Raw genomic sequence first — 20,617 nt, 5'->3', positions numbered from 1 at the left:
AGCATGGCTTACTTGGTCGTTCATTCGGTTGTCCTCTCGGCGGGATTCGGGTCCAGCCTAATTGTTCCGGCAACTGGAAGGTCAAGGGCTGTCACCACAGAAAGGATCGCTTCGGCCAATAAACCGGCAATTCCGATCGCATTCGTTGGATGGGGTATGGTGTCGGTGGTGATGATTCTTGCCGCACCAGCCGACAGAATGGCGTCCTGAGCGCCGTGCGCAAAGACCGCATGGATAGCCAGGCAGACAGGCGCGGCGGTTCCAGCCGCAAGCAATCTTTCGACGGCGCGTGCCATCGTGACGCCGGAAGATGCGATGTCGTCGAGGATCACTGGCGTACCTTCGTGCAGCGCCGCGCTTTCGGGCACACTGACATCGACACTGCGGTCACCGGATCTCACCTTGCGCAAGACCTCATAGGGCCGTCCGGCCAGCCGGGCCACCTCGGCGACCCATTGCTGGCTTTCGCTGTCAGGGCCCAGAAGAACGGCGTCTGGCAGGTTCGTGCTGATCCAGGTCGCAAGCAGCGGGGCGGATACGGCGCGTATGGCAGGCATCGGGAAGACATCCTGCAGCCGCGCGATGCGGTGCAGATGCGGATCGACACTCGCCAGCCAATCGAAGCTTTCCCCCAGGAATTGCGCAAAGAGCGGCGCGCTGACCGCCTGCCCGCGCTCGAAGCGGCGGTCCTGCCGCATGTAGCCAAGATAAGGCGCGATCAATCCGACGCGACGCGCGCCCATCTCGCGCGCCGTCGCCGCGGCGAAGCGCAAGGGCAGGGCAAGCCGGTCGGGATCGCGCAAAGTCGCCAGAAATGCCACATCGGCCCCGTCCAGATCGCCGGGCAGCGAAATCAGGCTTTCGCCATCTGGGAAGTGGTGCCAGTCGAGAGCGAGCAGGTCCGCCCCAAGCGCGGGTGCCAGGTCTTCGGCAAGCGGCCTCATCTCGGGAAACGCGACAAGGATCATGACACTGCCTCGGACAGCGTCAGCACCCCGGTCTGGGACTCCGCGTAAGCCAGGGCATAGGCCAGTTCGCCTGGTGTCTCGGCATGAAGCTCATAAAGCGGCTGGCCCTTGTCCACCCAATCCCCGATCCGCACCAGAAGGCGGATGCCGGCGCTCTTCTGACGCGGGGCCCCGGCCAGCTTGGCGATGCGTGCGATGCGTCGGTTGTCGATGGCGGTCAACTGGCCCGCATGAGGGGCGCGTATTTCGATCTGCTGCGCTGCGGTTCCGGGTTTGCGGAAACCGCCCTGTGCCGCGCAAATTGCCATGAACTTTGCCTCCGCTGCACCACTATCGAGAAGCGCCTGCGCGCGGTCCCGCCCCCGCCCAGCAACGGCGTGCGGTGCGAGGTCCAGAAGATGTCCGGCCAGATCCAGCGCCCGCGCACGCAGGTCGCCAGGTGCATCCGGCGCGCGCCGCAAAACCGCGAGCACGTCGTGCGCCTCCAGCGCCGGGCCCATGCCACGTCCCACCGGGGCCACGCCATCGCTGATATGTAGCGCCAGGTTCAGACCCAACGCCTTGCCCACCGAAGACAGCCGTATCCCGAGTGCCTCCGCCGCTCCGGCAGACCGCACCTTGGCCGTTGGTCCGACCGGCATGTCGATCAGAACATGGGTGACACCGGCGGCCGCCTTTTTCGACAGTACGCTCGCTACGAGTTGACCGGTGGAGTCGAAATCGAGGGGGCGTTCGACACGGATAAAATGATCGTCGGCAGGACTGAGGGCGAGCCCGCCACCCCAGACGAGGCAACCGCCCTCGGCTTCGACCACCCGGCGCAGCGCGGCGGCGTCAAGCGCGACGGGCGCCATCACCTCCATGGTGTCGGCGGTTCCGGCAGGCGATGTGATCGCACGGCTCGACGTCTTGGGGATCAGATGCCCCGCCGCCGCGACGATCGCGACGACGATGGGTGTCGTCCGGTTGCCCGGCAATCCGCCGACGCAATGCTTATCGAGGACAGTGTGCTGCCCCCAGTCGAGCGTCTGCCCTGCTTCCTTCATGGCGCGGGTCAGCGCCACGGTTTCGGCCTCGTTCAGCCTGTCGCCGGCGCAGGCGGTCACGAAGGCGGCAAGGTCGAGATCCGATAACCGGCTGTCGAGCGTGTCGCGCACGATCGTCGCGAACCCGGCCCGGTCCAGCCTCTCGCCATAGGCTTTCGCCCGGATCATAGACGCCGAAACGGGCGGTTCAGGGTGCGAGAAAGCGGCTTCGTCTCCAATCTCAGCGCCAAGCGCGGCCCAGGCGGAAACGGACAATGCCGCCTGGTCCACGGCAAGCCATGCTCCGCGGCGGACGACATTCAGGGTCGCGATGATCCAGCGGTCCTTCAGGTCGATTCGTATGCGTGTCTGGGCAGCAAACCCCTCGGAACGGCAGACGTGACAGTCTTCATGCATGTAGACGACCGGCTGCCGGTAGGTGTCGATGCGGGAAGAGACCAGGGCAAGCGTTTCGGTCATCGCGGCCTGTCCAGGTAGACGGATTCGAGATGTTCGGGCACGCGCACGGATCGCCCTAGCTCGTGTTCGACGCGGAATCGCAGGGTGTCGGCGGTGACAGGTTCCCCATGGGTGAGATAGGTCATCTCGGGGGCGGGACCGGCGGACATCCAGCGCAGGATCTCATCGGCATCGGCATGTCCGGAAAAGGACTGGAGCTGAACCACTTCGGCCTCGATCGGGAACTCCCGTCCGAACATGCGCAATGTCCGCGCGCCCCCGGCCAGCGCCGCGCCACGCGTGCCGCCGGCCTGGAAACCGGAGAGCAAGATCGCGTTCCGCCGATCGCCGCCGAAGCTGGCCAGATGGTGCAGGATACGCCCGCCGGTCAGCATTCCGCTGGCGGAGACGATGATCATCGGGCCCTGGCGCGTGTTCAGCTCCTTGGATTGCTCGACCGTGTTTACCCTCTTGGCGATCTCGAACATCGCAATGCAGTCTTCGCGGCTGACGTGGTGCTCGGCGTGATGACGGTGATAGATCTCGGTCGCATTCACCGCCATCGGGCTGTTGAGGAACACCGGGACATAGGGAATATCGCCGCGCTCCATCAATCGCGCAATGTGCAGCATCAGCCCCTGCGCCCGTCCGACGGCAAAGGACGGGATCAGCACCGTGCCGCCGCGGGCAAAGGTGCGTTTGAGGATCGGGGCCAGTTCGGCTTCTGGGTCCACGTCGGGATGGGACCGGTTGCCATAGGTGGACTCGCAGACCAGAACATCTGCTCCGCCGAATGGCTGGGGCGGTCGCATCAGCGGATCGGGATCATGGCCCAGATCGCCGCTGAAATGGACAACCCTGCCGCCGACCTCAAGCCGGATCTGCGCCGCCCCGAGCAGATGCCCCGCCGGAATGAAACGGGCCGCGATGCCGTCGCCTAAATCTATTCGCCGGTCGAACGGTTGAAGATCAAAGCGGTCCAGCGCGGCCTTTGCATCCTTGAGCGTATAGAGCGGTTTTGGCTTCTTGTGTTTGGAATATCCCCTCCGCGCGGCAAAGCGCGCCTCTTCTTCCTGGATATGGCCGCTGTCGGGCAGAATAAGCCCGCACAGATCTGCCGTTGCTTCTGTGCAAAGAACCCGCCCGCGAAACCCCGCCCGGATCAGTGTCGGCAGATATCCCGAATGGTCCAGATGAGCATGGGTGAGCAGCACAGTGTCGATGGTGTTGACACGCACAGGGAAAGGTTTGCGATTGCGCGCCCGCAACTGCTTGAAGCCCTGGAACAGCCCGCAATCGACCAGAATGCGCCGCCCCAGGGCCTCGACCAGATAGCGCGATCCCGTCACCGTCCCGGCGGCGCCAAGAAAGCGCAGTTTCGGACGTGCGGTCGGGATCATGTCGCTGTTCCCCTTGCCGCGATGGCGTTGTAAAGGCCGCCGAAGATCAGCGCGGCGTACCAACCGTAGAGAAAGCTCTCGACCAGCCCGATGATGAAGCCCACCGGGGTCAGCCAGACGAAACCGGGCAGCAGACCGGACCAGGTTTCATACATTGCATAGGCGGGAAAGATCAGATCGAATGCGATGCACACAAGGTAGGTCAGCGCCAGGAACAGGCTCAGCGCCCAACCAAGCGGCACAACCGGCAAACGCACACGCCCTGCCCCGGCAGGCCCGCCCATGACGCAGGCCCCGCACGTCATGCGCAGGGCCAGGAAAAGGATCACCGCGACTGCGGTGAAATAGAAAATGGGCATCATGGCTTTCTCCCTTCTTGTCGTGAATTCGGACGGAGCGCGAACACATCCGCTGGACGGCGCCGGTTCAGGATGGGCGAACCAAGCGCCAGACGCCCATCCTGCGGTGGCTTTGCCTCGGCCCTAGCCGCAGCAGCAGCCGGATTTGGCCGGTTTTGCCTTTGCGGGTTCCGCGACCTGCGGTTCGACATTTGCTTTCGGCTGCGCATCGGTCTTGCCACCGCAACATCCGCCCTGTTTTTGCTGTGCTGTGTCTTGCGTCTGAGAAGTTGATCGGTCGTCCATCTGGACCTCCTTTTGTTTGGTTTCTTTCTATAGACGCGCCCCGACCGGAAGCATTACAGAGATTGGCAACCTGTCGGTCTTCGTTAGTACAGGAACAAGTGTATCGCTCTGCCGTAGGAAGGCGTCGATATTGCAGACAGAGTTACTGCATCCCGGCAGGCTGTCGGCTGACCGGTGCTATAGGTTACAGCAGCCGCCGCGCGGCCCATCCGATCACCTCGAAACCTCGCGCGCGCCAGCTGCGGGAATGCCAAGCCCGAAGAGTGACTTCGCGGGCATCCGAAAGATCTTGCAGATATTGCGCCTGCAACTGCCCTGCCAGGACGCGGTCATGTGCGACCAGAACCAGCTCCTGATTGACGAACAGGCTTCGGTAGTCGAGGTTAGCTGACCCGATGATCGACCAGCCTGTATCGACGACCGACGTCTTGGCATGCAATGGACGGGGCAGATACTCGTGAGACCCTCACGCCCGCCGAGAGAAGCTGCGCATATGCCGCCCGCGTCGCCCAGCCAGCGAACATAGGATCGCTCGTGCGAGGCACCAGCACACGGACGTCCACGCCGCGACGCGCGGCATCCTGAAGCGCCCGGTCGACCACGGTGTCCGGACCGAAATAGGGCGACGTCAGATAAACGCAGGTCTGTGCCATCCCGATCAGTCCCGCGTGCAGACAGGCAAGCCTCTTTTGAAACTTGCGCGAATAGCTCGGTACCAGCAGTCCTTCGATTGCGTCGGCCTCTTCGGGAATGGCGTTTGACGGAAGCGGGCGGGCGTCCTGCCAGGCCGGGTTTATCTGCGCAATGTGAGTCAGATCCCGTAAGCCCAGGCCGACAGTCGTCCCATATGGACCTCAACCATCCTGACACCGGGCACGTTTTCGACGGCAACCCGGATCGCATTCTCCTCGAAATCGCTGTCGGCGACACCCCAGACGGCGACATTCCCCTTGTCCACCGTGTAGTTGATGAGGTTGACCGCTGCACCGGGCACTTCTTTCAGAGCCTCTTCAATCTTCGCACGCAGCACGCGGTCGTCCTCCGACGGCTCCGGCAGCGCCCCATCCTGAAGCGCCGACAAGGCGTGGAGCAGGTTCGCACGGCTGACGATGCCGACCACTTTGTCGGATCTCACCACCGGCACGCGCTTGATCCGGTGCTTTTCCAGAAGACGCGCGATTTCCGCGACATTCGTATCCTCTTCTACCGAAACCACATCCCTTGTCATCACGTCTTCGACCCGGTGGCTTTTGAGCTTCACGAAATCCTGTGCGGATTCGCTTGCCCCGCCAAGCACCTCGAGCCACCATGACCGGCGTGGTCCGTCTGTTTCGCGGACACGCCGCATGAGGTCGCCTTCGCTGACAAGTCCCTTGAGGTCGCCCTCGGCGTCAACGACGGGCAGCGCGCTGATATTGTGGTCGAGCATCAAGCGTACCGCGTCCTCGATTTGTCCCTCCAGCGGGACCGAGATCACCGATGTTGTCATGATATCCTTGGCGAGCATGTCATAGTCTCCTTCTTGAGTTTTGGCTTGTTCAGCACGTCAGGTGCCGATAACGAGTTGCAGGTCGTCGCCCAGATTATAGGGCGGGATGTCGAGGTTGCGTGGGGCCGGCCCCTTCCGGATCCGGCCCGAGGTATCGTAATGCGATCCGTGGCACGGTCAGAACCAACCGCCGAACTCGCCCACCGCCGACCCATCCTGCCCTAGTGGAATGCACCCGAGATGGGTGCAGACACCGATAACGACCAGCCACTCGCCATCCTCGCCCGCCGCGCGGTTTTCATCCAGTGCTGGCTCTTCGCCACTTGCGTTCGGATTCTCACCCGCTTCGTCAACTGGATCGGGAAGCTGGTTAAGATCGACGGCCCGTGCAGCCTCGATTGCGGCTGGTGACCTGCGCCAGACGAAGACCGGGCGCCCCTGCCACTTCACAGTAATACGTTGGCCCGGTTCGACGCCGGAAAGATCGACCCTGACCGTGCCGGACGCGGTCACGTCGGCCGAGGGGTTCATCGAATTGATCAACGGCCAGACCGCCGCGCCTGCGGCAACCGCGCCGGTTGAGGCCGTTGCATAATACAGGAAATCGCGGCGCTCAGTTGCGGGCGATTGTCCGGGGTTGTCACTGGTTTTGATCATCGTGAATTCTCCGATTTAGAGTTCATCTCGGCTGCCGCGACAGGGCTTTCGACGTGAACACCCGCATCGACATGCAGCACCTCGCCCGTAATGCCGCCGGTATAGTCGCTGGCGAACAACAAGGCGGCGCGGCCCACCTCATCGGCCGTGACGTTGCGCCGCAAGGGGGCAACTCGCGCGGTCGCGTCCAGAAGACCCGCAAAGCCGGTTAACCCGGACGCCGCGCGGGTCATCACGGGTCCCACCGAAATGGCGTTGACGCGGATGTTCGATGGCCCGAGTTCGTGAGCCAGATAGCGCACCGGGGCCTCAAGCGCCGCCTTGACCGGCCCCATCACGTTGTAGCTCTCCACGACGCGCTCGCCGCCGAGATAGCTCAGCGTGATCAGGCTGCCGCCGCCCTTCATCAGGGGTTCTGCCAGATGCGCCATGCGGATCAGCGAATGGACGGACACCTGCATCGCGTCGGAAAATCCGTCGGCAGAGCAATCGGTCAGGCGGCCATGCAGATCGGCGGGCGGCACGCTGCCCACGGCATGCAAGATGAAGTCCAGCTTTCCCCAGCGCTCGGTGATGGCGTCGAAAACAGCGTCGAGTTCGTGTAGCACACTCACGTTGCAGGGTAGCAGGATCGGGGCCTCCAGCCGTTCGGCCAATGGCGCGACAAAGGGTTTGGTGCGCTCGTCGACATATGTGATCGCCAGATCCGCCCCCGCCTGCCGGAAATGCAGGGCGGCGGGCCAGGCCAGGCTGCGATCATTCGCTATACCGACAACCAGACCTTTCCGGCCGGACAGATCAAGCAGTTCGGCCGGATCGCAACATTCGTCGAAGTCAGGCATCCTTCGACGCCGCCTCGGTATCGGCGGACGCTTCGGTCTTCTTGTCGTGCGCACCATGACGCTTGGCCGACTTGCCATGTTTGTGCCCGCCATGTCCGTGCCCGAAAAGGTGCATCGCGGCCATTCCGCCGAAGAGGAGCACCAGAACCCAGTTCTCGAAAAGCCATTCCATCATTGTTCACTCCTTGTGTGATGCGGCGTCCGGATGGTCCGCCTGCGCAGGTGAGGGGATGCCGGGCAAAGGGCCGAATATCGCGCCGAAGACATGGGTGATCCAGGCATCGCGCCCCTTGCGCCATGCGCCCAGAACCTCGCCGGTGCGCGCCGACAGCGCGCGTTCGGTGACAATCGCCGGGTGGTCTTCCGGCAAGGGGTCGCGCGTCTCACGGATCGTTTCGGCGGTAGATTTGACGAGCGCCATCCACGGGTTCACGCGCTCGGAAAACATCGTCCGCGTCCAGCGCATGGGATGCAGGGTGCGCAGGGCCTCGGCGCTGGCCGCGCTGGTCGCGGCCCGCAGCCACGGGCTGACGAAGGTCGAGTAGGCCGCCTCGTTGATCCGCGATATCTGCGCCACTTGTTTCAAGGCCGCATCGTCCGATGCAATGCCCAGATCATCGACCTCGCGCGGTTCGAATCGCACCTCAAAATCGCCGGTCTCGCAGTCCGGGTCACCCGACGGGTTGTCGATCACCATCTCGTAGAGACCCGGGGAAAGGGCCTCGACATCGTCCAGGCTTTCCAGAATCGCACGATGCTGGAGCCGCGCGACGGAGCCGGAGACGAAGATGCCCAGATGCCCGACACGCGGATGCGTCATATAGACGATGCGCTGCCCGGCTGCCTTGAGCGCATCGGTATCGGGATAAAGCTTGCCAATCCACCCCATTGCCTGTTCGGGCGGCGTGATGTTGTCACCGTCCGAGGCGAAGATGATCAGCGGATTGCTGATGCGCTTAAGATCGACGGTGCAATGCGCATCCAGCTGCATCTCGCCCTGTTCCAGCCGGTTGCCGATGAACAGGTTCTGCGTGATGCCGAGGATTTCCTCGCGGCTGAGCGTGTAGTAGCCATTCCACCAGCGTTCGAACTCAAGGAACCGCTCGCGTTCGGTGTCGGCATGGGCAAAGAGGTTCGCGTATTTGTCCCAGATCGCCTTTTCGGGTTGCAAGGTCTCAAAATTCTGTGCCAGCCAGGCACCGTCGAACCGCCCGTCCCCCAGATCGGAGATCATATGGGCGGCCCATGCCCCGCCCGACAGTGCGCCCATCATCCGCATCGGGCTGCTTGCCGCCTCGCCCGACCAGTAGCTGAGCGGCGAGCCGTTCAGTACAATCGGACCGGTCAGACCGTCGCAATCCGCCGCCAGCAGCGTGGCCGCCCAACCGGCCTGGCAATTGCCGTAAAGTACGGGAGCTGTGTCCGGGTGACGGCGAGCGACCTCGGAGACGAAGTCGCGCAAGGCATAATGCACATCCGACAGCGTCTGACCTGGCATGGGCTCGGGGTAGAAGATCACGAAATAGACCGGATGGCCCTCGTGCATCGCCATGCCGACCTCGCTGTCGCGCTTGAAGCCGCCGATACCGGGCCCGTGCCCGGCGCGCGGATCAATGACGATCACGGGCGGCTTGGCCTCGTCCACGCAATCGTCCCAGCAATCGTCGCCGACCCGCGTGATCCTGAGCAGCGCGTAGTTGGCCGACCGCTCAAAGGTGCGTGCGTCCAGCAGCAGTTCGTAATCGAAATCCAGAAGCGGCGGCATGCCCTGCCGCTCATGCGCGATCATATTGTCGGCGCGTTCACGCAGCGTGTCGAGAAGCAGCACCCAGCGTTCAAAGGCGTCTTGGACGTAAGGCACGTTACTAGCGGTCGTTGCGTTACCGGAAACGGGTGCAAGAAATTGTTCCGGGGTCACTGTCGCAAGGCGCAGGCTCTTATTCATCATCAGCTTCCTCTTGATTGGTAGTGTCTATGGAGGGTCGTCCAGCGAGCATCACACGCACGAAATCAATCGCCACATCCTCGCGCAGACCGGAAAGGAGATAGGTCGCATCGCGAGACGCAATACCCAGCGCGCGTGCCGCAAGCGTCGGGGGTTGTTTCATCACTTCCACACGGTTGAACAACGCGCGTGCCATCGGGGCATCTGCGTACGCGGAAGTCTCGGCACATGCGCAGGTCATCCGGGATAAAAAGACGCGAAGATCGTCATCGGATGATGGTTGACGGGGTACTCCCGAGTTCCAATCCGACGTGATACGTGGCATGTTCAATTTCTCCTGCGGTTGTGCCTTCGGGCACACTCACAGAAGAAGACGCTGGATCATGGAAATCGTTACAGACCCGACTTCGCTGCGATCAGGATAGTTGTCCCTCTTCTTCGCAATCAGTCTCGTGTTTGTCGTTCTCGCAGCCCTCGGGCGGACAGTAACAATCGTCCCGGTCCTCTTGGCAGCACTTGCCGCAATGCGTTGTAAGCGCCTCGCGCAAAGCAGTGCGTGCCCGGTGTAGCCGGACACCAAGTGCGTTGCGGTTAAGCCGCAGATCGGCTGCCACGCTTTCGCGATCTTCTTCGCCGAAATCGATGCGCCGGATCAGTTCGGCATCCGCCGGGCGCAGTTCGGAAATCAACCCGCCATGGCAGGTGCACAGCCGCGCCATCTGTGAGGGCGCATCGGCAATCCATTCCTCTGGTTCGCGCGCCGCCGCCGCCGCCAGCCGGCTACGCCGGGTCCCTTTGCGGTAGTGATCGTTCAAAGTGGACCGCAGGATTGTGTAGAGCCACGCATCCATTCGTTCGACCTCTCGGAGCTGATCCTTGCGTGACAGCACGCGGATGCAGAAGTCTTGCAGGACATCCTCTGCATCTGCGCGGTTGCCAAGCCGTTTGACCAGAAATCCCATAAACGCTCCGCGCCCGTCCAACAGGGCGCGTTCCGGCGAAGCGTCGGGCACATCGGGCTTGCCACTGTCTTGCGATGCCATGATGTCTCTGCCCTTTCCAAGAGGTTTGCGAAGGTGCGATCAGCGCTGATTCGAGCATTGTCTCTCTAACGTACAATGCGCGCAGTCATTCTAAGAACAATTTGCCCCTCCGCGCGTCACTCTGAATAAGCAACACACATTCGTATCGAAGCAAACAGGCTTTCGACGAAGACAATAGCCAAAACGACCGTTTGAAAACAGGTTAACAGGTTGTTCTGTATTATCGACCTTGAGACCGCCGTGCTCCCTTAAGATTGACGAACACGATCCCCAAAATGACCAGCGCAATACCGGAAAATTGAATCCCGGACAGGCGTTCCCCGAAAAACAAGGCACCAATTGAAAGACCGAAGATTGGAACAAGAAAGCTGAACACAATCGCCCGGTTCAGCTCAACTGCCTCCAGCACGGAAAACCAGAGCCAATACACCAGCGCTGAGCCGAACAGGGCCAGCCCCAAAAGCGATGCCGTGAAGACCGCGTTCCATTGAATGGCGTTTTGATCTTCCAGCGCGAGGGCTGCGAACGCGAGCGGCGCGCTGCCGATGAGCAACTGTAACCCCATTGCAAAAAGCCCGTCCACTTTGCCGGCGATGGACTTGATGGCCACGTTGCTGATGGTCACCCCAACCGCGGCCAAAACGATATAGGCGAAACCGATGGCCGACCCCTCTTGCCCTCCATCAAGCAATTGCGGCAGCGCGATCACGAGGATTCCCATGAATCCGATCGAAAGGCCGACCCAACCGACCTTCGGCAGCCTTTCGCCAAGCCATACAACACCCAGTATTGCGGCCAGCAGCGGCTGCGCGTTTGCGATGACCGTGGCGAGGCCCGGAGACACGAATTCTGCTGCATGAAAAATGCCCAGAAATCCCAAACTTGTCGCACCAATCCCGACGATCCCCAAGGTCAACCACGTGCGCCAACCGCGCGGGAATGGTCTGCGCAAAATCATGGCCAGACCCACCAAAGTTGCTCCGGCCAGAACTGCGCGCATTGTCGCAAAAGTCAGATGCGGCGAGTATTGCAGCCCTGCCGTGATCAACGGAAAGCACGCCGCCCACAGGAACATGGCCAAAACGATTTTGGTTATGACAGTCGGCGACATCGAGATTTCCTTTCCAAGTCAGAAGTGGCAGGAATTGCAGAAATTTTCCGATGTGCCAACTCAGGGGCGAAGTAAGAAGACGCTGCGGCAGCCGAAACCTTACGCATTCCTGGGCATACGCCCGTTGGCCCGGGTTCCAAAAGACCGCGCCTGTGCATACCCAACAGCAAAACCACCAACAATCAGGTCACCCGAAGCACCCGAAAAAGTGTAACGTTCTCGATGCTTCGGCGTCTTACTCTTCAGAGGTGTATCATGAATCACGACCCGAATGATCGGTTGTCCGCGGCAGATCAGCCCGACACAGCCGCCAAAGATGCGGACATCGCTGTCCGTCGCGCGCTGGTGGAAGGTCGTCAACATATCTTGAATTTCCTGCGTCGGCGCCTGGGTGATGCAGAAGCCGCTGAGGATGTCCTGCAAACGTTCATGCTGCGGGCCATAGACCGCTCCGAGCAACTACGCGATGTACGCGCCGTTCGCGGCTGGCTCAGTCAAATCCTGGCGTCGTCAATCGCGGACTTCGGTCGCAAGGTTGCGCGGCAGCGTCAGAGGGAGATGGTGATGGCCCCGGCCAATTTGGACAGTTTCCAAGACGGGTTCGACGATGAACTCGATGAGGCGATATGTAATTGTCTATACAAGCTATTGCCGACGCTCAGACCGGACTATGCCGAGGTCATCTGGCGCGTCGATCTTCAGGAGCAGCCGCGCGAGGCTGTCGCCAAGGACCTCGGCATCACCTTGAACAACCTTACGGTCCGTCTTCACCGGGGTCGGCAGGCGTTGAAGACAAGGTTGGAACAGATGTGCCTGACCTGCCCGGTTCATGGCTTTCTTGATTGCGATTGCGACGCAGCAGAAAAGGCCCGCGCGCGTTTTCAAGCGATGAAGGACGACGCCGGAGCGAAAACAACGGACTGAGCCCCGATGCGCTGACCCTCTCTCACCGGCGTGTCTGCAATTCACGGATCGCGTTCTATGGTCCGCAAGCGAGGACACGCCGATCCGTTTCTCAAGGGTTCCGCCTACGTACGCGTGTGCACCGCCGGCACCGTGTCGGCAGGCCGCTGCGCTGTAATGAACCTTGTCGTCTTTCGTCTGTTTTATCAGAAAGCGGCGGTTGACGCCGCCTGACGACGAAAAACAAGACGGAGCAAGCGAGCATGTCCAACAGCGAAACCTCTCCCGACGAAGGCTTCGAACGAGAAGCCGGACAAATTGAAACCGGACGTTTCGCACCGGGGCGAGCGGCCATGTGGTTGCTCGCCAAATTGCTGCTCCGCCTCGTTCAGAACGGACGCCTCACCATTTACGATCCCTCCGGCGAGGCATGGCATTTCGGCCCCGGCGGCGAACCCGCCGTCTCTGTCCGTTTGACCGACAGGCCGCTGCCCGCGCAACTGCTTGCGAACCCCAGCCTCGCGCTTGGCGAGGCCTATATGGACGGGACGCTGCGCATCGAGTCGGGCAGCCTGCGCGATCTGCTCTCGATTTGTACGTCCGACATGGACGCCATCGAAGCATCGCCCGGCGTGCGGTTGATCCGCTGGTTGGACGCGTTCATGGCACGCAGGCTACATCACAATCCGATCAGCCGATCCCATGCGAACGTCGCGCATCACTATGACATCTCGACTGAGCTCTACGATCTTTTTCTCGATGCGGACCGGCAATACTCTTGCGCCTACTTCCCGACTGGCAACGAAACACTGGACGAGGCCCAAGCGCTCAAGAAAAAGCACATCGCGGCAAAGCTGCTGTTGCGGCCAGGGATGGAGGTTCTCGATATCGGCTCGGGTTGGGGAGGACTGGCGATGGAATTTGCACAGCTACACGGCGCCCGCGTCACCGGCCTCAGCCTGTCGACCGAACAGATCGCCGCCGCCCGCGACAGAGCAGCGCAATCAGGTTTGTCTGGTCGGGTCACGTTCGAGCAGCGCGATTACCGCGAAGAGCGCGGACAATATAACCGCGTCGTGTCGGTGGGCATGTTCGAACATGTTGGCCGCAGCGGGTTCGACGCGTTCTTTGCCACCCTGCAAAGGGTTCTGCGGCCCGATGGGGTCGCTCTTGTCCATGCGATCGGCACAAAAGCGCCCAGAGGAGGCAGCGATCCGTGGATCCGCAAATACATCTTTCCCGGTGGCTATCTGCCGACCCTGTCCGAAACCATCGCGGCAGCGGAGCGGTCGGGGATGTGGGTCACGGATGTCGAGGTCCTGCGGTTGCATTACGCCGAGACGCTGCGACACTGGTCCGAACGCTTCGCCGCCGAGCGCGAAACTGCGCGCATGCTTTACGACGAGCGGTTTTGCCGTATGTGGGAATTCTATCTGGCTGTCTGCGAAATGGCGTTCCGGAACGGGCGGTTGATGGTCTTCCAGATCCAGCTTGCCAAGCGCCGTGATGCGGTTCCGCTGACCCGCGACTATATCGCCAAGGTCGAGGCAGGCGAATCCGCCTGGGATATTTCGACCGGCACAGAATTCAACAGAGGGAGATGACTGACATGAAACCTATCAGAGTTGCCGTAAACGGATACGGCGTGATCGGCAAACGTGTGGCAGACGCAGTGGTCGCACAAGAGGACATGGACCTCGTTGGCGTGGCGGATGTCACCGCCGACTGGCGCGCCCGCATGGCGCGCGCGAAGGGTTTCGCGCTTTATGCCGCCGACCCGGATCGCACCCCGGCCATGCGAGAGGCCGGCCTTGATGTGGCCGGAGGGCTCGACGACCTGCTTGCTACCGCAGACATCGTGGTGGACAGCACGCCCAAGAAAGTGGCTGTGCGCAATGTGGAAACCTATCGCGAAAGAGGCATCCGGTTCATCGTTCATGGCGGCGAAAAACACGAGGTGACCGGCCATTCCTTTGTTGCCGAAGCAAACTATGCAAGCGCGATTGGGCGCGACAGCACCCGCGTGGTGTCCTGCAACACGACGTCGATCGTCCGCACCCTCACAGCGCTGAAAGTTGCAGGGCTTCTTGGCTCAGCGCGCGGAACGCTCCTGCGGCGCGCCACCGACCCGTGGGAAAGCCATCTGGGCGGTATCATGAACACGCTTGTCCCCGAACCCGAGATTCCCAGCCATCAGGGCCCGGATGCACAAAGCGTCGATCCCGATCTCGACGTGATCACGATGGCGGTCAAGGTGCCGCAGACCCTTGCCCATCTGCACTATTGGTCGGTCAGGATGCCGCGCAAGGCGTTCAAGGACGAGGTACTGGAAGCGTTCCGCGCCTCCTCGCGCATCGCGTTGATCCGGATGGCGGACGGGCTGGGCGCACTCAACGCGGTCAAGGAGATGATGGCCGATCTCGGACGCCCCAACGACAGTCTCTACGAGGTGGCCCTGTGGGAAGACATGCTTAAGGTCGAGGGCGACGAATTGTTCTATGCCTACATGGTTGACAACCAGGCCATCGTAATCCCCGAAACCATCGACGCGATCCGCGCCCTGACGGAAGCCGAGCGCGACGGATCGGCGTCGATTGCGCGTACGAACGCGGCGCTTGGGGTCGGGACATTTGCGGCGACCTGACAGCCCCCTAGCAACAGGTTCCAAACCCATGCGGGCAGAGAACCGATCAGCCTGCCGCCATGCCCCCGTCGACGGGATACTGCGCCCCAGTGATGAAGGCGGACTCGTCGGAGGCGAGGAACAGGACCAGATTGGCGATATCGTAGCTTTCACCATAACGACCCAGCGGAATCGTGCCGGTAAGCTGTTGCTTCACTTCGTCGCCGTGGCCGGGATTGAACCCTTCCTCCAGCGACCGCATCATCCGCGTGTTGACCGGCGAGGGATGCACCGAGTTGACACGCACGTTGTGGCCTGCGGCCTCTATTGCGGCGGCGCGCGTCAAACCGACAACGGCATGCTTCGACGTGATATAGGGCGCGACGTTCGGGCTGCCCTTGAGGCCTGCGATCGACGACATGTTGATCACGCTACCCGATTGCTGTGCAGTCATCACGGGCAAGACATGCTGCAACCCAAGGAACGCGCCGCGCACATTGACCGCCATCACGCGGTCGAAATCCTGGATCTTCTGATCGACCAGCGGCGCGACCTTGCCTTCGATGCCGGCATTGTTGAAGAACACGTCGATGCGCCCGAACGTCTCGACAGTCTGCGCGACGTATCTATTGGAATCCTCGACCGAGGAGACGTCGGCTGCGATGGTCAGCAGGTCGTCCGGATTACCCAGATCCCGCGCAGCATCCGACAGGTCGTCTTCGTCGAGGTCCACAAGCGCGACCCTGGCCCCTTCGCTCAGGAAGAGCCGCGCGGTTTCCAGCCCGATACCCGCCGCGCCCCCGGTGATCAGGGCGACTTTATCTTTCAGACGTTTCATGGATTGTCCTCCTTTGTTTCAGGTGTTTGCGATCATTGTTCCTGCGCGGCCTTCCAGCATGGCCAGCGCATCTTCCAGCCGACCCACGCAGGCGAAACGGTCCCGATCGGATACGAAAGTCGCGGCAGCGGCCACCTTCGGCGCCATCGAGCCGTCGGGCAAGTCCAGGCGGACCGCGTCCTCCGGTGACAAATGCCTTATAGCCGATTGCGCGTCGGTGCCGAAATCGCGGAACACGGCCTCAACGTCAGTCAGCAGCAACAGCGCGTCGGCGTTCAGCTTGTGTGCCAGAAGCGCCGTCGCGTGATCCTTGTCGATCACCGCCTCGACCCCGATCAGCGAACCGTCGGCACGCCGGACGACCGGAATGCCGCCACCACCCGCACAGATCAGCGTCACGTCCTGCGCGAGCAGGAGCTGAAGCACCCGCAAGTCCGGAATGTCCATCGGCATCGGCGAGGGCACAACACGCCGCCAATGCGCACCGTCGGCCGCAATGCTCCAGCCGCGCGCTTCGGCCAGCCGCTCAGCTTCGGCCTTGTCATATACCGGGCCGATGAACTTGGTTGGCCTGTCGAATGCCGGATCCTTGGGGTCGACCTCGATCTGGGTCAGCAGCGTGGCCACCGCGCGGTCGTGACCGAGTGCGTTTTCGAGCGCCTGTTCGATCATGTAGCCGATCATTCCATCGGTCTCGGCACCAAGCACGTCGAGGGGAAACGCCTCGTCAGGCTTGTAGGCCGCGCCCTGCAGCGCAAGCAGGCCGATCTGCGGGCCGTTGCCGTGGGTGATGACCAGCCTGTGTCCGGCGCGGATGATCTGCGCCAGCGCAGCTGCCGCACCGGCGACGTTGGTCCGCTGCGCCTCGGCGGTGAGCGGCTCGCCCCGGCGCAACAGGGCATTGCCCCCCAGAGCTGCGACAACCCGCATAGCCTTACGTTCCAAGCGTGGCGACGAGCACCGCCTTGATCGTGTGCAGCCGATTCTCGGCCTGATCGAACACGATCGAGGCCGAACTTTCGAACACCTCTTCCGTCACCTCCATCGCGGTGATGCCGAATTCCTCTTCGATATTGGTGCCAACTTCGGTCTCGGCATTGTGGAAGGCGGGCAGGCAATGCATGAACTTGGCCCTCGGATTGCCGGTCTTGACCATCACGTCGGAATTCACCTGATAGGGCGTAAGCAGCTCGATCCGTTCCGCCCATTTTTCCTTGGGCTCGCCCATCGACACCCAGACATCGGTATAGATGAAGTCGGCACCTGCCACGGCGGCGTCAACATCCTCGGTCAGCGTGATCCGCGCGCCGGTTTCGGCGGCGATGGCATCGGCCTCGTCACGGATCTCCGGCTCGGGCCAGAGGCTCTCGGGCGCGCAGAGCCGCACATCCATGCCCATCTTGGCCCCGCCGATCAGCAGGCTGTCACCCATGTTGTTGCCCGCGTCGCCTAGGAAGCAATAGGCGATCTCGCGCAGCGGCTTGTCGGAATGTTCCTGCATGGTCAGAAAATCGGCGAGGATCTGGGTCGGGTGAAACTCGTCTGTCAACCCGTTGTAGACCGGCACCCCGGCGTATTGCGCCAGCGTTTCGACGATTGGGTGACCAAATCCACGATATTCGATCGCGTCATAGACCCGGCCCAGCACGCGGGCGGTATCCTTGACCGTTTCCTTGTTGCCCAGATGCGAACCGGAGGGGCCGAGGTAAGTGACATGCGCGCCCTGATCGTGGGCGGCCACCTCGAACCCGACGCGGGTGCGGGTGCTGTCCTTTTCGAAGATCAGGGCGATCTCCTTGCCGGTCAGACGCGGGACTTCGGTGCCCGCATATTTGGCCGCCTTCAGGTCGGCGGAGAGTTTCAGCAAGAAGCTGATTTCCTGCGGCGCGAAGTCGCGCAGGGCCAGGAAATGGCGGTTTCTCAGATTGTAGGACATGGGATTTCCTTATCGTCGGTGGTTCAGATTGCGTCGCGGATCGTCGGGCAACTCATGCAGTGGCTGCCGCCCCTGCCCCGGCCGAGTTCGGCACCGGGGATGGCCAGCACCTCGATCCCGGCCTCCTTCAGTGCGGCGTTGGTGTCGTCGTTGCGGTCATAGCCGATGACGACGCCGGGGCGCAGCGCCAGCACGTTGTTGCCGTCATTCCACTGTTCGCGTGATTGCTCGGCCGCATCAGAACCGCCAGTGGGCACCAGATGCAGTTTCTTGTGGCCCAGAATTTCCGCGGTGATCTCGAAGAGGTGGCGGGCATCCCGGCGGATATCGAGCGCAGCCTTGCCCTGACCGGGGCGTAGGTCGTAGCAGGTGATGGCATCCGCCACCTCCTTGAACGTGGTCACAACATCGCCGCCGCAATGGGTGAAAACGGTGTCCAGGTGCATCGCCGCACGCGAGCGGGGCATCTGGCTGGCGATGACGCGCGTCACATCGCCGCCCTCGAACAGCGCCTCGGCCAGTTGGCCCACAGCCTGGGGTGTCGAGCGTTCGCCCATGCCGACCATGACCACGCCGTGCCCGATCGGCATGATGTCCCCACCTTCCAGCGTGGCGGCGCCGTATTCCCGCGTCGGATCGCCGAAGAGGACCCTTACCCGACCCGCGAATGTCGGATGGAACCGGTAGACTGCTGCTATCAGCAGCGTTTCGGGTCGCCGCGCCGCGAAATGCATCGGGTTCAGGCTGACGCCGCCATAGACCCAGGCCGAATTGTCGCGAGTGAAGATGAAATTCGGTAGCGGCGGCAGCACGAAACCGTGGGGGCCAAGGTAGCTGCCGAACATGCCGGAGGGCGTGAAAGGCAGATCGTCCACCCGGATGCCGCCGACCAGCAAACGGGCCAGTTCCGTGCCGGGCAGACCCTCCATCCAGGCACGCAAGTCGTCCCGCATCCCCACGCCGACGTCATTGCGGGTGATGCGGTGGTCGAGAACCCAGGCGCGCGCGTCGGAAATGTCCAGCGTCTCGCCCAGCAGCGCCATCGCATCCAACACCTCGACCCCTTCGCCGCGCATGACATCGGCAAAGACGGCGTGATCCTTGATCGCCTGTTTGACCCAGAACACATCGTCGAACAGCAGGTCTTCGCGGTTGTCCGGTGTCAGACGGCGATGCGCCAGGCCGGGTGGCGATACGATCACCTGCCGCAATGTACCGGCTTCGGAATGAACGCCCAATTTTGGTTCAGACATCTGGAATGCCTCCTTCTTTCTAATCAGAGAATGGCGGCCAGGCTGATCCCGGCCGAGATGAAGACGACGAGGATCAGCAGCAGGGGCCAGACGAAGACGACCCAGCGGTCGAACGACACGCGCCCGATGGCCAGACCGCCGATCACAACCGCAGAGGTGGGCGTGATCAGATTCACGAGCCCGCTCGCCGATTGATAGGCCGTCACCACGAGGTCACGGCCGACCCCCGCGAAATCCCCCAACGGGGCAAGGATCGGCATCGACAGGACGGCCAGGCCGGACGACGACGGCACGAGAAAGCTCATCCCGATCTCAATCCAGAGCATCAGGTTGATGAACGCGACTTCCGGCAGGCCACCGAGGGTATCGGCGGCACTGTTCAGGATCGTGTCGGCAATCAGGCCCTGCTCCATGATCACCACGATGCCGCGCGCCAGACCGATCACCAGCGCCACCCCCAGAAGATCCTTCGCTCCGTCCACAAAGGACGACGTCAGCTTCTTCTCCCCCATGCGGGCGACCAGCCCGACGACGATGGCCATGCCGAAGAACAGCGCGCCCATCCGGGCCATCCACCAGCCCTGGCTGGAGACACCCCAGATCATCACCGCAAAGGTCGCAAAAAACAGGATCAGGACCAGCTTCTGAGTTCCGCTCAGCTTCGGCTCCTCGAACGTTGCATCAGTCTCGTTCAGAGAAAACTGCCGGTCGCTGTCGCGTTGCGCAGCGACGACGGACCGAGCCGGGTCGGCTTTGACCTTTGAGGCATAGTGCATCACATAAGCCACGCAAATCACGAGGCCGCCCAGCAGAAGGACCAGCCGCAGCGCGATACCATCCGTGAATGGGATGCCCGCCGCGTTCGACGCGATCACCGTGGCGAAGGGGTTGATCGTCGATCCCAGCGTGCCGATCCCGGCACCGATCAGGATGATCGCCACGCCGGTCACGGAATCGTACCCCGCCGCGATCACCACCGGGATCAGAAGCGCGTAAAAGGCCAGCGTTTCCTCGGCCATGCCATAGGTCGTGCCGCCCAGGGCAAAGAGCGACATCAGGATCGGGATCATCCAGATCTCGCGCCCCTTCAGCCGCACCATCGCCGTCTGGATGCCGGTGTCGATGGCATTCGTGGCATTCACCACGCCCAGAAAGCCGCCCAAAAGCAGGACGAACAGCGCCACGTCGATGGCATTTGCGGCATAGCTGTCGGGATCATAAAACCCCGCCACCGGTGCCAGCATGACGTCGATGATCCCTTGTGGATTGGGCTCGACCGTTCGATACGTACCCGGCACGGCGATCTCGCGCCCGACCTCTTCGTTCATGGCGCGGTCATATTGGCCCGCAGGGATAATCCAGGTCAGCGCCGCGACAACAATGATGAGCCCGAACAAGATGGAATAGGCGGTGGGAAACCGCGCCGCCATGCCCTGCCCGTCCGGTGTCTTGGTTGATGATGTGTCAGACATCTCAAGTCC

22 protein-coding genes and 1 pseudogene are annotated in these 20,617 nt (G+C 62.1%); 4 read left to right on the top strand and 19 right to left on the bottom strand.

Translation table 11 applies throughout. From position 1 onward, the window contains the following. Positions 1 to 20: 20 nt before the first annotated feature. The 14 genes and pseudogenes from K7H22_RS17135 to K7H22_RS17075 form a co-directional block, all read right to left on the bottom strand. Positions 21 to 968, bottom strand: a complete 948-nt coding sequence (locus tag K7H22_RS17135; protein WP_008282884.1) for a ribose-phosphate diphosphokinase — start codon at positions 966 to 968, stop codon at positions 21 to 23. Further along, entirely contained in the window at positions 965 to 2,473 is a 1,509-nt protein-coding gene (locus tag K7H22_RS17130; RefSeq protein WP_230802097.1) for a thymidine phosphorylase family protein, read from the bottom strand. Before K7H22_RS17130 ends, K7H22_RS17135 begins: the two co-directional genes overlap by 4 nt. Further along, complete coding sequence (locus tag K7H22_RS17125; protein WP_008282886.1) at positions 2,470 to 3,852, bottom strand: MBL fold metallo-hydrolase RNA specificity domain-containing protein; 1,383 nt, start codon at positions 3,850 to 3,852, stop codon at positions 2,470 to 2,472. Before K7H22_RS17125 ends, K7H22_RS17130 begins: the two co-directional genes overlap by 4 nt. Then, positions 3,849 to 4,214, bottom strand: a complete 366-nt coding sequence (locus K7H22_RS17120) for a DUF5676 family membrane protein (RefSeq protein ID WP_008282887.1) — start codon at positions 4,212 to 4,214, stop codon at positions 3,849 to 3,851. Before K7H22_RS17120 ends, K7H22_RS17125 begins: the two co-directional genes overlap by 4 nt. Before the next feature lie 466 nt (positions 4,215 to 4,680). Continuing rightward, complete coding sequence (locus K7H22_RS20095) at positions 4,681 to 4,935, bottom strand: phospholipase D-like domain-containing protein (protein WP_269063181.1); 255 nt, start codon at positions 4,933 to 4,935, stop codon at positions 4,681 to 4,683. Next, positions 4,880 to 5,149 carry a phospholipase D-like domain-containing protein gene (locus K7H22_RS20260; RefSeq protein ID WP_419248191.1) on the bottom strand — a complete coding sequence of 90 codons (270 nt, stop codon included), beginning with the start codon at positions 5,147 to 5,149 and terminating at the stop codon, positions 4,880 to 4,882. The genes K7H22_RS20095 and K7H22_RS20260 overlap by 56 nt, the downstream gene beginning before the upstream one ends. Positions 5,150 to 5,307: 158 nt before the next feature. After that, positions 5,308 to 6,003: a CBS domain-containing protein gene (locus tag K7H22_RS17110; protein ID WP_230802096.1), complete on the bottom strand. Its 696-nt coding sequence runs from the start codon at positions 6,001 to 6,003 to the stop codon at positions 5,308 to 5,310. Between the two features lie 39 nt (positions 6,004 to 6,042). Then, a pseudogene (gene petA / locus K7H22_RS17105) lies at positions 6,043 to 6,642 on the bottom strand (ubiquinol-cytochrome c reductase iron-sulfur subunit). After that, positions 6,639 to 7,484: an enoyl-ACP reductase FabI gene (gene fabI / locus K7H22_RS17100; protein WP_230802095.1), complete on the bottom strand. Its 846-nt coding sequence runs from the start codon at positions 7,482 to 7,484 to the stop codon at positions 6,639 to 6,641. Before fabI ends, petA begins: the two are co-directional and overlap by 4 nt. Next, positions 7,477 to 7,659 (bottom strand): hypothetical protein, encoded by a 183-nt coding sequence (locus tag K7H22_RS17095; protein WP_230802094.1) that lies wholly within the window; start codon positions 7,657 to 7,659, stop codon positions 7,477 to 7,479. The genes fabI and K7H22_RS17095 overlap by 8 nt, the downstream gene beginning before the upstream one ends. 3 nt (positions 7,660 to 7,662) lie before the next feature. Further along, positions 7,663 to 9,432 carry a DUF3141 domain-containing protein gene (locus K7H22_RS17090; RefSeq protein ID WP_230802093.1) on the bottom strand — a complete coding sequence of 590 codons (1,770 nt, stop codon included), beginning with the start codon at positions 9,430 to 9,432 and terminating at the stop codon, positions 7,663 to 7,665. Further along, a complete protein-coding gene (locus K7H22_RS17085; protein ID WP_230802092.1) occupies positions 9,422 to 9,625 on the bottom strand; it encodes a hypothetical protein in 204 nt (67 codons plus the stop codon). The genes K7H22_RS17090 and K7H22_RS17085 overlap by 11 nt, the downstream gene beginning before the upstream one ends. A gap of 220 nt (positions 9,626 to 9,845) precedes the next feature. Then, positions 9,846 to 10,472, bottom strand: a complete 627-nt coding sequence (locus tag K7H22_RS17080; RefSeq protein WP_230802091.1) for an RNA polymerase sigma factor — start codon at positions 10,470 to 10,472, stop codon at positions 9,846 to 9,848. Between the two features lie 220 nt (positions 10,473 to 10,692). Then, entirely contained in the window at positions 10,693 to 11,583 is an 891-nt protein-coding gene (locus tag K7H22_RS17075; protein ID WP_230802090.1) for a DMT family transporter, read from the bottom strand. A 255-nt stretch (positions 11,584 to 11,838) separates the two neighbouring features. On the opposite strand from K7H22_RS17075, the gene K7H22_RS17070 reads away from it, so the two are divergent. Genes K7H22_RS17070 through K7H22_RS17055 form a run of 4 tightly spaced genes read left to right on the top strand, consistent with a single transcriptional unit; the run spans position 11,839 to position 15,130 of the window. Beyond that, positions 11,839 to 12,507: an RNA polymerase sigma factor gene (locus K7H22_RS17070; protein ID WP_230802089.1), complete on the top strand. Its 669-nt coding sequence runs from the start codon at positions 11,839 to 11,841 to the stop codon at positions 12,505 to 12,507. 57 nt (positions 12,508 to 12,564) lie between these two features. Then, complete coding sequence (locus tag K7H22_RS17065) at positions 12,565 to 12,720, top strand: hypothetical protein (RefSeq protein WP_230802088.1); 156 nt, start codon at positions 12,565 to 12,567, stop codon at positions 12,718 to 12,720. A 29-nt stretch (positions 12,721 to 12,749) separates the two neighbouring features. After that, entirely contained in the window at positions 12,750 to 14,090 is a 1,341-nt protein-coding gene (locus tag K7H22_RS17060) for an SAM-dependent methyltransferase (protein ID WP_230802087.1), read from the top strand. Positions 14,091 to 14,095: 5 nt separating this feature from the next. After that, on the top strand, positions 14,096 to 15,130 hold the full coding sequence (locus K7H22_RS17055; RefSeq protein ID WP_230802086.1) for a type II glyceraldehyde-3-phosphate dehydrogenase: 1,035 nt from the start codon (positions 14,096 to 14,098) through the stop codon (positions 15,128 to 15,130). Positions 15,131 to 15,176: 46 nt separating this feature from the next. Here K7H22_RS17055 and K7H22_RS17050 read toward each other — a convergent pair whose 3' ends face one another. The 5 genes from K7H22_RS17050 to K7H22_RS17030 are packed head-to-tail and all read right to left on the bottom strand — an operon-like array spanning position 15,177 to position 20,608. Continuing rightward, a complete protein-coding gene (locus K7H22_RS17050) occupies positions 15,177 to 15,947 on the bottom strand; it encodes an SDR family NAD(P)-dependent oxidoreductase (protein ID WP_230802085.1) in 771 nt (256 codons plus the stop codon). 18 nt (positions 15,948 to 15,965) lie between these two features. Then, positions 15,966 to 16,877 (bottom strand): carbamate kinase, encoded by a 912-nt coding sequence (gene arcC / locus K7H22_RS17045; protein ID WP_230802084.1) that lies wholly within the window; start codon positions 16,875 to 16,877, stop codon positions 15,966 to 15,968. Positions 16,878 to 16,881: 4 nt separating this feature from the next. Beyond that, a complete protein-coding gene (argF, locus tag K7H22_RS17040) occupies positions 16,882 to 17,883 on the bottom strand; it encodes an ornithine carbamoyltransferase (protein ID WP_230802083.1) in 1,002 nt (333 codons plus the stop codon). Between the two features lie 23 nt (positions 17,884 to 17,906). Next, positions 17,907 to 19,136 (bottom strand): arginine deiminase, encoded by a 1,230-nt coding sequence (locus K7H22_RS17035; protein ID WP_230802082.1) that lies wholly within the window; start codon positions 19,134 to 19,136, stop codon positions 17,907 to 17,909. A gap of 23 nt (positions 19,137 to 19,159) precedes the next feature. Continuing rightward, positions 19,160 to 20,608, bottom strand: coding sequence for a YfcC family protein (locus K7H22_RS17030; RefSeq protein ID WP_230802081.1), 1,449 nt, complete (start codon positions 20,606 to 20,608; stop codon positions 19,160 to 19,162). Positions 20,609 to 20,617: the final 9 nt, after the last annotated feature.

It is taken from the genome of Seohaeicola saemankumensis, assembly GCF_021021435.1.
Taxonomy (GTDB): domain Bacteria; phylum Pseudomonadota; class Alphaproteobacteria; order Rhodobacterales; family Rhodobacteraceae; genus Seohaeicola.
The sequence above is the reverse complement of the archived record's forward strand: the minus strand, read 5'-3'. Positions and strand labels throughout refer to the sequence as shown.